Origin of the sequence: Pseudorhodoplanes sp. (genome assembly GCF_050250235.1) — a bacterium.
Classification (GTDB): Bacteria; Pseudomonadota; Alphaproteobacteria; order Rhizobiales; family Xanthobacteraceae; genus Pseudorhodoplanes.
This window is the reverse complement of the sequence record NZ_JBFWPA010000081.1, coordinates 18,133-30,297: the sequence shown is the minus strand read 5'-3', so window position 1 is coordinate 30,297 and position 12,165 is coordinate 18,133. Positions and strand designations below refer to the sequence as shown.

Here is a 12,165-nt window from a genome sequence, read left to right as displayed (position 1 = left end):
AAACGACAGACAATCCATAACCGCCGCTTGCTGCACCAAAACAAAGCCGCTTAAATCCAAAACCAGATGGGCCAGAACCTCCGCTGAATCAGGCTGCAACCTGTCTCAAATCATCTGACGACGGACAAGGGAGGCGGGTCATCATTTGTTATCGTAAACCGGATGTTAACGTGCCACTGGCCATTTCGAGCCAGCTCGAGACCGGACGCGCGGCTCTGCGACCCGCCCGGACTTGTGCAGGTCGATCAAAGCTCGGTCCGCACCGCCCACAATTCCGGGAAAAACGAGTGATCGAGGGCCGATTTCAGAAATCCGACGCCGCTCGATCCCCCCGTGCCGCGCTTGTAGCCGATGATGCGCTCGACCGTCTTCATGTGGCGGAAACGCCACTGCTGGAACCAATCTTCCAGATCGACCAGCTCCTCGGCCAGTTCGTACAGGTCGAAATACTTCTTGGATTCGCGATAGACCTTCAGCCAGGCGCTGCGAACGGCGTCGCTGGGGACATGCCGGACCGAGAAATCGCGCTTCACGATCTCGTCGGGAATCGCAAAGCCGCGGCGATACAGCAGCATCAGCGCGGCGTCGTACAGGCTCGGCGCGTCGAGCGCCGCCTTCAGCCGGTCGTAATTCGCGGTGTCGTGCCGGTGCGGCAGCAGCATCTTCGGGTCCTTCGCACCAAGGCGGAATTCGACCATGCGGTACTGGAACGACTGAAAGCCGGAGGATTGGCCAAGCTCGTGGCGGAATTCGAGATAGTCCGACGGCGTCATGGTCGACAGCACGTTCCAGGCGCTGATCATCTGCTCGAGGATGCGCGTCATGCGCGCCATCGACTTGAATGAAGGCGGGAGCTGGTCGCGCAGGATGAAATCGATCGCGGCATCGAGCTCGTGCCCCATCAGGTTGAGCCACAATTCCTGAACGTGGTGGATGGTGATGAAAAGGTGCTCGTCATGCTTGCCGGACAGCGGCTTCTTGGCGGCAAGCAGGGTGCCCAGCTGCAGATAATCGCCATAGGTCATGCGGCCGGCGAGATCGACATGCATGTCGTCGCCGATGCGGCTTGGGGGCGGTGACTCGTTTGTGGTCACGATCGTGCTTCCAATTCGTTTGACAGACAGGTTTGGACTTTGGTCCATTCAGATCGAACCTAGCTCTCCGCTCATTCCCGCGAAAGCGGGAATCCAGCACATCTGGGTCCCCGCTTTCGCGGGGACGAGCGGGAAACAGATGTGCGTGTAAATCAGCAATGCCGCTCGACCTGACCGCCGAATTCTCCCGCTTCCGCAACGCCGATCCCGAGCGGCTGCACTTTGCCGCGCACAGCCATGCCTATTGGCCGGACGCGACGCGCGCGGCGCAAATCCAACTCTGGGACGATGCGGCCGAACTGGTCGACGAGAAATGGACCCGCGTCCTGGGCGAGGTCTGGCCCGCGGTCGCAAAAGGGGTGGCGGATCATCTGCGACTGCCCGATCCGGCGACGCTGGTTTCGGCGGTCAACACCCATGAATTCGTCAACCGGCTGATCTCGGCCTTGCCGCTCGATCGCGTTCCGAAGATCGTGACGACCGACGGCGAATTTCATTCCTTCAAGCGGCAGACCGAGCGCCTCGCCGAGGACAGCCTGATCGAGGTCATCGCGGTCCCTACCGAGCCGTTCGCGACCCTGCCGGCCCGCATTGTCCAGGCGGTCAACGCGCACACGCCCGAGATGGTTTTCGTCAGTCAGGTCTTCTTCAATTCGGGCTATGCGCTGCCCGATCTCGATGCGCTGGTGGATGCGGTGGCGGCGCCGGACCGGCTGACGGTGATCGACGGCTACCACGCCTTCCTCGCCGTGCCGGTCGACCTCTCGCATATTGCGGACCGCGCCTTCTATCTCGCCGGCGGCTACAAATATGCGATGGCGGGCGAGGGCGCCTGCTTCATGCATTGTCCGCCCGGCTTTGCGCCGCGGCCGCGCAACACCGGCTGGTATGCCAGCTTCGCGAGCCTGTCCGGCCCGCAGGACCGGGTGCGCTACGCGACCGACGGCCAGCGCTTCATGGGGGCGACCTTCGATCCGAGCGGGCTTTATCGCATGCGCGCGGCGCTGGACTGGATGGCGGCGCTCGGTCTCGATGCGTCGAAAATCCATGCACATGCCATGGCGCTGCAGCAGGTGTTCCTCGCCGACATTTCGGAAAGCCCCTTCGGCCTGTTCGATCCGGTGCATCTCGTGGTCCCCGCGCAGGAGATGTCGCGCGGAAATTTCCTCACCTTCGAGCATCCCGACGCGGCGGACTGGAAGGCGCGACTGAAGGCCGCGAATATCGTGGTCGACGTGCGCGACACGCGGCTGCGGGTGGGATTCGGGCTGTACCACAATGCGGACGATGTGAAGCGGCTGCTGCGGCGTCTGCGCGAGCTTTGACGCTTGACGAAAACGCGCCGGATGCGCTCAATCCCCGCCCATTCCTGCAAGATCAAATGTCCGGGGTAAGGAAACATGGCGAAAGGCCGCAAAGTCATCATCACCTGCGCTGTCACCGGCTCGATCCACACGCCGTCGATGTCGCCGCATTTGCCGGTTACCGCGCAGGAGATCGCCGATGCGGCAATCGGCGCCGCGGAAGCCGGCGCGGCCATCGTGCATCTGCATGCCCGCAACCCGCAGGATGGCCGGCCTGACCAGACCCCGGAAGCATTCGCCCCGTTTCTGAAGGTCATCAAGCAGCGGTCCAATGTGGTGGTGAACATCACCACCGGCGGGGCACCGACCATGGCGATCGAGGAGCGCGTGCGGCCTGCCGCGACCTTCAAGCCGGAGGTCGCATCGCTCAACATGGGCACGATGAATTTCGGCCTTTACCCGATGATCCCGCGCTACAAGGGCAAGTTCAAGCACGACTGGGAGGAGCCGTATCTCGAAGGGTCGCGCAAGGGGATGTTCAAGAATACCTTTGCCGATATCGAGTACATCCTGACCACCTGTTCCGAGAATGGAACCCGCTTCGAGATCGAGTGCTACGATATCGGACATCTCTACACGCTGAAGCATTTCCTGGACCGGGGCGTGGTCAAGGCGCCGCTATTCGTCCAGTCGGTATTCGGCATTCTCGGCGGCATCGGCGCGCATCCGGAAGACGTGATGCAGATGCGCCGCACCGCGGACCGGCTGCTCGGCGACAATTACCACTGGTCGGTGCTGGGCGCGGGCTCGAACCAGATGCGGGTCGCCGCGATCGCGGCCGCGATGGGCGGCAATGTGCGCGTCGGGCTCGAGGATTCGCTCTGGGCGGGTCCCGGCAAGCTCGCCGAAACCAATGCCGCGCAGGTGACGCAAGTCCGCAAGATCCTGGAAGGGCTCGGCCTCGAGATCGCGACACCGGACGATGCCCGCGAAATTCTCTCGCTCAAGGGCGGGGACAAGGTCGGTTTCTAGGCTTCATCTCTCGATCTGTCGTCACGGGGGAGAACGCAGGCCGCGCGGCTCGTCGCAGGTCTCGTCATCGGCACATTGAGCCGCTAAGACGGGCGGATGCATCATGATACGCCACTGATTTCCACGCTCGTCATGGGGCTGGTGCTCGCCTTCGTGCTCGGCGCGGTGGCGCAGCGCATCCGCTTGTCGCCGCTGGTCGGCTATCTCCTCGCCGGCATCCTCATTGGCCCGTTCACACCCGGCTACGTGGCGGACCAGAAGATCGCCGACCAGCTCGCCGAGATCGGGATCATCCTGCTGATGTTCGGCGTCGGGCTGCATTTCTCGCTCGACGATCTGATGAAAGTGAAGGCCATCGCGATCCCGGGCGCGGTGGCACAGATCGCGGTCGCAACCCTGCTCGGGATGGGGCTCGCGCATCTGCTCGGCTGGCCAGTGGCGGCCGGACTGGTGTTCGGCCTTGCGTTGTCGGTCGCCTCCACTGTGGTTCTGCTGCGCGCCCTTCAGGACCGGCGCCTGGTCGAGACCGAGCGCGGGCGGATCGCGGTCGGCTGGCTGATCGTCGAAGACATCGCCATGGTGATCGCACTGGTGCTGCTGCCGGTCCTGGCCGACACCCTGAAGGGCGCGACCGGCCAGAGCCTTGCGCTCGCCGAGCTGATCTGGCCGCTGGTGCTGACGCTCGCCAAGGTCGCGGGCTTCGTGATCATCATGCTGCTGGTCGGTCGCCGCGTCATCCCGTGGATCATGCACTGGGTCGCCCATACCGGCTCCCGCGAGCTCTTTCGGCTGGCGGTGCTGGCGATCGCGCTCGGCGTCGCCTTCGGCGCCGCAACGCTGTTCGATGTATCCTTCGCGCTCGGCGCCTTCTTCGCCGGCATGATCCTCGCCGAATCCGAATTGTCGCAGCGTGCCGCTCAGGAAACGCTGCCATTGCGCGACGCCTTTGCGGTGCTGTTCTTCGTCTCGGTCGGCATGCTGGTCGATCCGATGATCGTGGTGCGCGAACCGCTGCCGGTCCTGGTAACGCTGCTCATTATCGTGCTCGGCAAGTCGGTCGCGGCCTATCTGATCGTGCGGCTGTTTCGCCATCCGCCCTCCACGGCGCTGACGATTTCGGCGAGCCTCGCGCAGATCGGCGAGTTCTCGTTCATCCTGGCCGGGCTCGGCGTCGCGCTGGCGCTGCTGCCGCCCGATGCGCGTGATCTCATCCTTGCCGGCGCGATCCTGTCGATCCTGCTCAATCCGGTCTTCTTTGCGATGGTGGATCGCTACCTTGCCAGGGAAAGCGCCAGGCCGAAGGAAGAGGAGGAGAGCCGCAAGCGCGCGGCGCGCGAACCGATTCCGAACACCGCACTGACCGGGCATGTGGTGCTGATCGGCTATGGCCGGGTCGGGCGTTTCATCGCGCCGCGCGTGATCGAGGCCGGAATCCCGTTGCTGGTGATCGACACCGACGCCGACGTTCTGAAGAATCTGAACGGCGATGGGATCGAGACGATCCGCGGCAATGGCGTCAACAAGGAGATTTTGGCGGCCACCAATCTCGCCGGCGCACGCTGCCTGCTGGTCGCGGTGCCCGATGCATTCGAGAGCGGCTATGCGGTCGAACTCGGGCGCAAGGCAAATCCCGCGCTGAAGATCATCGCCCGTTCGCATTCCGAGGAAGAAACGGCCCATCTGCTGAAGCACGGCGCCACCGAGGTGGTGATGGGCGAGCACGAGATCGCCAAAGCCATGATCGCGGGCATTCCAGGCCCGCCGGGACAGAAGGGTCCCGACCTCGGGCAACCGGTCGTGGACGATACGCCGGTGGCCGAGCCTTCCTGAGTGACAGCCCGGTCGGCGAGGCAAGCCGGCTTGTGCGGACGAGGCGCACAATATTATTGCGCTGCGGCGGCGAGCCGTTACCAAGGGTGGCGGAGACCCACCACGGATGGAAGCGCTCGAATCAATCAATATCGTCATCCTGCTTGGTGCGGTGCTGGTCCTGACCGGCATCCTGTCGAGCCTGGTGGCGCTGCGGTTCGGTGCCCCGCTGCTGCTGATCTTTCTTGCCGTCGGCGTGCTGGCTGGCGAGTCCGGCCCCGGCGGCATCAGCTTCAACAATGTCGCCCTGACCTATACCGTCGGTTCGGTCGCGCTGGCGCTCATCCTGTTCGACGGTGGCCTGCGCACGCGGTTTGCGACCTTTCGATCGGTGCTGGCGCCGGCCGGAACGCTCGCGACCGTCGGCGTATTGCTGACCGCCGCGGTCACCGCCCCGATGGCGCATTATCTGCTCGGTCTTGGATGGGCCGAGTCGCTTCTGGTCGGCGCCGTCGTCGCCTCCACCGACGCCGCAGCCGTGTTCTTCCTGATGCATTCGCGCGGGCTGCGGCTGCGGCCACGTGTCGGCGCCACCATCGAAGTGGAATCGGGGACCAACGATCCGTTCGCGATCTTCCTGACCGTTGTGCTGGTCGAGATCGTCATGCACGGCTCGCAGCCCCCTGCCGATCTTGCATTGCTGCTGGCGAAACAGGGCGTGATCGGCGTGATCATGGGTATTGCCGGCGGCTATGCCATCACCGCGGTGCTGAACCGGCTGACGCTGCCGCAGGGCCTGCACGCGCCGTTCGCCGCCACCGGTGCGCTGGTCACGTTCGGTGTGGCGGCCGTGGTCGATGGATCGGGCTTTCTCGCGGTCTATCTTGCCGGGCTTGTGGTCGGAAACCGGGTCAAGCGCGCGCATTCCGCGATCGTTGCGTTTCTCGACGCCGCCACCTGGCTCGGCCAGATCGTGATGTTCGTGCTGCTCGGCCTTCTGGCATGGCCTGCCACGCTGCCGGATCGGCTGCTGCCCGCGCTTGCCATTGCGGCGACCCTGATCCTGCTGGCGCGTCCGGTCGCCGTGTTCCTGTGCCTGGCGCTGTTCCGCTTCAGCTTTCGCGAAATGGTTTTCATCTCCTGGGTGGGCCTGCGCGGAGCGGTCGGCATTTTCCTTGCCTCGATCCCGCTGCTGGTCGGATTGCCGAACAGCCAGCTCTATTTCGACATCGGCTTCGTGGTGGTGGTGGTTTCGCTTCTCGTTCAGGGCTGGAGCGTGCCCTGGGTCGCGCGCCGAATGCGGATCGCAAAGCGAAGGCCCGATGTCTTTCAGCCGCGCATCGAACTCGATCTGCCCGGTCAGCGCACGCAGGAACTTGTGGGCTATCGCGTGACACCCGGCAGTCCGTATCTGCGCGGCGGAATCCTGCCGTCCTGGGCGAAGCTCGCGCTGGTGGTGCGGGACGAGAAGGTTCTCACCCCGGAAGAAGCGCGCGGGCTGCATGAGAGCGACCATGTCTTTCTGCTGGCGCCGCAGGAAAAGGCCGCGTCGCTCGATCGCTTCTTTGCGAATTTGCCGCCGCCGTCGTCACCGGATCCGGAATTGCTGGGCGATTTCTTCGTCGGCGGCGACATCACGCTCGGCGCGCTGGCGGAGATCTACGGAATCGCCGTCGATCCGGCACAGCAGATGATGACGGTGGCGGAGGTGTTCAACAAGCGGCTCGGCCGCGCGCCGCATGCCGGCGACACCATCCGCCTCGGCGATGTTGCGCTGGTGGTGCACCGGGTGAAGGACGACCACGCGCTGACGATCGGCCTTCAACTGGCCGAGGAGGAGCCGAAGCCGTGGTACGGACGCGCCTGGACATGGCTACGCCGGCTGGCGGGATGAGCCCGGCGCGATGTGTTATTGATCGAACAGCCGGGCCACCAGCCGGCGCGCCAGCACCGAGGCGACGCGGCGCCGATAATGGCCGGGCGTGAAGGTGGTCTTCATCGCCATCACCTGGTCGCGAACCAGATCGTCGAGGCCCTTGTAAGACGCTTCGTCCAGCGGCCTGCCGCAGAGTTCGGCCGTTCCCGTCAGCAGGACCGGGCGCGGATTGGTCCCTGTGAAGGCGACGCGAAGATCAGCCAGCGCGTCGCCCTCGCGCTTCAGCGCGACCGCGACGCCAGCCACGGGATATTCGATCGAGCGGCGGATGCGGATCTTGTCATAAGCCGAGCGGAGGCCGGGCGTGTTCCTGGTGCGCACCGCGGTCACGATCTCGCCCGGCCGCAGCGCGAGGAAGAACTTGCCGTCGCCCTGCGTCTCGGTGACCGGCACGTCCTGACGCGCAAAGCCGATATAGATATCGTTGAGCGGCACGGTGCGGCGGCCGTCCGGTCCCGCGAGGTCCACCTCGGCGCCGAGCGTGAGAAAGGCTGGCGCCAGATCGCCGCTGAAGGTGGCAAAACACACGCCGCGGCTTTTCGGCGCCACATGGCACATGGTGCCGGTGGTCTTCAGGCAATGGTCGTTGGCGTCGCGCCACCATTCGCTCTGATTGTAATAGATGCAGCGTGTGTCGAGGCACAGATTGCCGCCGACCGTGCCCATGATCCGGTGTGTGGGACCTGCGATCTCGTGCGCGGCCTGCGCGACCACCGGATAATGCTTTTGTACATCCGGATGCTCCGACAATTCGGCGAGCGTCACCGACGCGCCGACCTCGATGCCGTCCGCGTCCGCCTTGATGGCACGCAATTCGGCGACCTGGTTCATCTCGATCAGCACGGCCGGCGCGACGATGCCACGGCGGATGTTCACCGTGAGATCGGTGCCGCCGCCGAGCGGCTTCGAGTCGGGATTCGCGGCGCGGGCTTTCAAGGCTTCATCGAGCGAGGTGGGGCGGAGCAGAGAAAAATCGGGGAGGGCGTCCATCAGTTGATACCCCGCGCATGACACACACTCCGCTCATGCGCGCGACGGCGGGCATCCAGTGTAAAGAGTCTGGGTCCCCGCCTTCGCGGGGACGAGCGGGAGATAGGCCGTCGAGCGAAACTCATCACTCAGCCCCCTTCTTCTTCCCGCGCGCTTCGGCGCGTTTCTTCTTCTCGATCGCCTCGTGGACGCGGTCCGGCGTCATCGGCAGGTCGTTGAAGCGGATGCCGATGGCATCGTGAATGGCGTTGGTCAGCGCGGGCAGGAACGCCGCGAGCGATCCTTCGCCGGCTTCCTTGGCGCCGAACGGCCCATGCGGATCGTTGCTCTCGACGATGAAGGTTTCCATCGGCGGCGAATCCTGGATCGTCGGCACGCGGTAATCCAGCATGTTGCCGGTGACCATCAGGCCCTCGTGATAGCCGACTTCCTCGCTCATCGCCTGGCCCATGCCCATCCAGACCGAGCCCTGCACCTGGCCCTCGACGCTCAGCCGGTTGAGCGCCTTGCCGCAGTCGTGCGCGACCCACACCTTGTCGACGGTCACGACGCCGGTGTCCTCATCGACGGTGACCTCCACAACCTGCGCGGAATAGCTGTAGCCCATGGTGCCGCCGATCGCGGAGCCGCGATACTTCTTGCCGCCATGCGATTCCGGGATGGTGGAGTAATTGCCGGTGACGGTGATGGTGCCGGAATCTTTCAAGGCCTCCACGACCACTTCTTCAAACGTCGCGCCCCTGTCCTGCGCGCCGGCGCGATAGACCTCGCCGAGGCATTCGATGTCTTCGGGCTTCGCATCGAGCTTGCGCGCGGCGGCCTTGATGAACAGCGCCTTGAGGTTTCGCGCGGCGTCGATCGCCGCATTGCCGACCATGAAGGTGACGCGCGACGAATACGAGCCGTTGTCCTTCGGCACCACCTCGCTGTCGCCGGTGACCACGCGCACGCGGCCCATGTCGAGGCCCAGCACTTCGGCGACCGCCTGAACGAGAATGGTGCTTGAGCCCTGGCCGATATCGGCGGCCCCCGACAGCACCACCAGTGAGCCGTCGAAATCGACCTTGATCTTCACCGTGGCATGCGGCTCGCCGGTCCAGTTGACCGGCTTGGATGCACCGGAGATGTAATGCGAACAGGCCATGCCCAGCCCCTTCTTGAGGCTCGACTTGCCGTTGCCCATCTTGCCCTTGCGGGCTTTCCAGCCGCTCGCCTGTTCGACGAGGTCGAGGCATTCCGGCAGGCCGTAGGAATTCACCATCAGGTCGTTATCGGTGAAGGTCGGCGCCTGCAGCAGGTTGGCGCGGCGCACCTGGAACGGATCGATCCCCATCTCGTGCGCCATCTGGTCGAGCAGGCTTTCGAACGCGAAGCGTACATCCACTGTGCCATGGCCGCGGAACGCGCCGCAGGGCGGGGTGTTGGTCAGCACCCGCTTGCCGACATACTTGACGTTCTTCAGGTCGTAGATCGCGTACAGCATCGAGCCCGCATAGAGGATCGTGACCACGCCGTAGCCGGAATGCGCGCCGCCGCGCTGGATCGCCTCGCATTCGACGCCGGTGATGCGGCCGTCCTTCTTCAGGCCGATCTTCAGCTTGATGTCGGTCTCGGGCCGGCCGCGATGGGTGATGAAGGTCTCCTCGCGATTGACGACGGTGCGAACGGCACCGCCGGCCTTGCGCGCCAGCAACGCGGTGATCAGCTCGACATTGAGCGTCTCGGTGCGGCAGCCGAAGCCGCCGCCGACATGCGGCTTGATCACCCGGATGCGCGACATGTCCATGCCGAGGATGTCGGACAGCATCAGGTGAACGTAGTAGGGAACCTGCGTCGAGGCATGCACGGTGATGCGGTCGCGCACCGCGTCGTAATCGGCGATCGCCGCGTGCATCTCCATCTGCACCTGGCAGACTTCCGGGCAATTATAGATGCCTTCGCGAACCAGATCGGCATCGGCGAAGGCATCCTCGACATTGCCCAGTTCGAAGAACACGTCGCGTTCGAGATTGCCGGGCTTCTTCTCGTGCAATTGCACGGCGTCGGGCGCGAGCGCATCCTGCGATTTGTAATAGGCCGGCAGTTCGCGCACTTTCATGGTGATGCGCCGCAAAGCTTCGCGCGCTGCCGCATCGTCGATGGCGGCGACCGCCGCGACCGGCTCGCCGCGATAGCGCACGCGGCCGCGCGCGAGCGGATGTTCGCTGCGCGCGATCGGCAGAACGCCGAAGGTCTTGTCGCAATCGCCGCCGGTCACGATCGCCCTGACGCCGGGGACTTTCAGCGCCTCGGAGATGTCGACGTCGAGAATCTCGGCATGCGAATAGGGACTGCGATAGATGCGGCCCGCGAGCATGTTCGCGCCGAGGATATCGGCGGTGTATTTCGCGCGGCCGGAGACCTTCTCCGGTCCGTCCACCAGCGGCACATAGTCGCCGATTTTGCGGGCGGTAATGATGTTGTGGGTGGGGACGTCCTTGTTCATGGCGCGACTCCGACCCTTACTTTCCCTCCCCCCGCTTCGCAGGCAAGTTTACGCAGCCTGCGTAAACTTGGCTGCGTGCGGTGGGGAGGGTCGGTTCGCATCGCGCAGCGAGGCGAACCGGGGTGGGGGGCATATCTCGGCTGAGACGGTGGCTTGGCCCCCCACCCCCGACCCCTCCCCACCACTCGCTTCGCTCGCGGGGGGAGGGGAGCGCACCGAATGCGCGGCTCGACGGTGAAGCTTGCGGCACGCATGAGATGATTGTTCATGGCGCCACTCCCTCGGCCTTCAGCCCCGCGGCGAACTTCACCGCCTCGATGATCTTCACGTATCCGGTGCAGCGGCAGATATTGCCGCCGAGCGCGTCGAGGATTTCGTCGTCGGTCGGGTTCGGATTTTTGCGCAGCAATCCGACCGAGGCCATGATGAAGCCGGGCGTGCAATAGCCGCATTGCGAGCCGAGCTTCTCGTGGAAGCCGCGCTGCACGGCGGAGAGCTGTCCGTCACGGCCGAGCGACTCGATGGTTTCGACCTTGCGGCCGGCGGCGCTCGCCGCGAGCGTGAGGCATGACAGCACCGGCTTGCCATCCACCAGCACGGTGCAGGCGCCGCATTCGCCGCCGTCGCAGCCGGTCTTGGTGCCGGTGAGGCCTGTCACTTCGCGCAGGTAATCGAGCAGGAGCAGGTTGTCGGGGACCGCGTCCGCGCGCCGGCGGTCGTTGAGCACAAGCTCGAGCAGTCTCGCCATCGATGCGTTTCCCGTACTGCTTTTTGGCCGGCCGGCCTGCGGCCCGGCTCACTGTTTTGAGTCTCTACAGTGTAATAGTTTGAGCCCCAACTATGCAATCCGAAGGGCCGGAACCGGGAATCGCTGGCCACTTTCGTTCCGAAGCGTTTTCCTTGCGCGAACGGGCGCCCGCTTCGCTCGAGAAGGCTTGGTTCAGGGTGTCTTGAATTTCGCGATCACGTCGGCGGGGATGGGTTTGGTCTTGAGCTGTCCCTTTTCGTCGAGCGACGCCCAGACGCGGGTTTCGGAGCCGTCAACCGCGAGTTGCCCATCCACGTAAATCTGGTGGCGGACCTCGAAGCTCGAGCGGCGGAACTCGCCGACGAAGGAATGCATCTCGACCATGTCGCCGAACTTCGCCGGTACCATGAATTTGGCGCGTGCGTCGACCAGCGGCACGCCGAGAATTTCGAAGGTCTCGGCCATCTTGTGCGGTTTCACGCCGAGCGCGGCCTCGAACAGGAGCCAGCTCGAGGTGTCGAAAAACTCGAAGAAGCGGCTGTTGAAGACGATGCCCGCCGGGTCGCAATAAGCCCAGTCGATGGTGAAATGCCGCTTGTTGACGAAGTCGCCCACGAAGATTGCCCCCGGTTGGAACCTGCATTCGATGCCGCAGGGGAAGGGGGCGTGTCAAATGCGCCGTGTCCCGGGCGCGGTATCTCCTCAGTGTCATTCCGGGGCGTCGCGAAGCGACGAGCCCGGAATCCATACTCCCTGTGGTGGTTATG

9 protein-coding genes are annotated in these 12,165 nt (G+C 64.5%); 4 read left to right on the top strand and 5 right to left on the bottom strand.

Features of this window, described 5'->3' with window-relative positions; genetic code table 11:
* Positions 1-245 precede the first annotated feature (245 nt).
* Positions 246-1,094: a tryptophan 2,3-dioxygenase gene (locus AB7F49_RS26525; protein WP_428527992.1), complete on the bottom strand. Its 849-nt coding sequence runs from the start codon at positions 1,092-1,094 to the stop codon at positions 246-248.
* Positions 1,095-1,252: 158 nt separating this feature from the next.
* On the opposite strand from AB7F49_RS26525, the gene AB7F49_RS26520 reads away from it, so the two are divergent.
* The 4 genes from AB7F49_RS26520 to AB7F49_RS26505 all read left to right on the top strand — a co-directional run bounded on the left by AB7F49_RS26520 (position 1,253) and on the right by AB7F49_RS26505 (position 7,133).
* Positions 1,253-2,419, top strand: coding sequence for an aminotransferase class V-fold PLP-dependent enzyme (locus AB7F49_RS26520; RefSeq protein WP_428527990.1), 1,167 nt, complete (start codon positions 1,253-1,255; stop codon positions 2,417-2,419).
* A 75-nt stretch (positions 2,420-2,494) separates the two neighbouring features.
* Complete coding sequence (locus AB7F49_RS26515; protein WP_428527988.1) at positions 2,495-3,430, top strand: 3-keto-5-aminohexanoate cleavage protein; 936 nt, start codon at positions 2,495-2,497, stop codon at positions 3,428-3,430.
* A gap of 96 nt (positions 3,431-3,526) precedes the next feature.
* Positions 3,527-5,260, top strand: a complete 1,734-nt coding sequence (gene ybaL, locus AB7F49_RS26510; protein ID WP_428527986.1) for a YbaL family putative K(+) efflux transporter — start codon at positions 3,527-3,529, stop codon at positions 5,258-5,260.
* A 106-nt stretch (positions 5,261-5,366) separates the two neighbouring features.
* Positions 5,367-7,133: a potassium/proton antiporter gene (locus tag AB7F49_RS26505; RefSeq protein ID WP_428527984.1), complete on the top strand. Its 1,767-nt coding sequence runs from the start codon at positions 5,367-5,369 to the stop codon at positions 7,131-7,133.
* Between the two features lie 15 nt (positions 7,134-7,148).
* Here the strand turns inward: AB7F49_RS26505 and hcrB are convergent, their stop codons facing one another.
* From hcrB to AB7F49_RS26485, 4 genes are all read right to left on the bottom strand, one after another.
* On the bottom strand, positions 7,149-8,165 hold the full coding sequence (hcrB, locus tag AB7F49_RS26500) for a 4-hydroxybenzoyl-CoA reductase subunit beta (protein ID WP_428527982.1): 1,017 nt from the start codon (positions 8,163-8,165) through the stop codon (positions 7,149-7,151).
* 124 nt (positions 8,166-8,289) lie between these two features.
* Complete coding sequence (gene hcrA / locus AB7F49_RS26495; RefSeq protein ID WP_428527980.1) at positions 8,290-10,650, bottom strand: 4-hydroxybenzoyl-CoA reductase subunit alpha; 2,361 nt, start codon at positions 10,648-10,650, stop codon at positions 8,290-8,292.
* Positions 10,651-10,915: 265 nt separating this feature from the next.
* Positions 10,916-11,398, bottom strand: coding sequence for a (2Fe-2S)-binding protein (locus AB7F49_RS26490; RefSeq protein WP_428527978.1), 483 nt, complete (start codon positions 11,396-11,398; stop codon positions 10,916-10,918).
* A gap of 192 nt (positions 11,399-11,590) precedes the next feature.
* Positions 11,591-12,013 carry an acyl-CoA thioesterase gene (locus AB7F49_RS26485; protein ID WP_428527976.1) on the bottom strand — a complete coding sequence of 141 codons (423 nt, stop codon included), beginning with the start codon at positions 12,011-12,013 and terminating at the stop codon, positions 11,591-11,593.
* Positions 12,014-12,165: the final 152 nt, after the last annotated feature.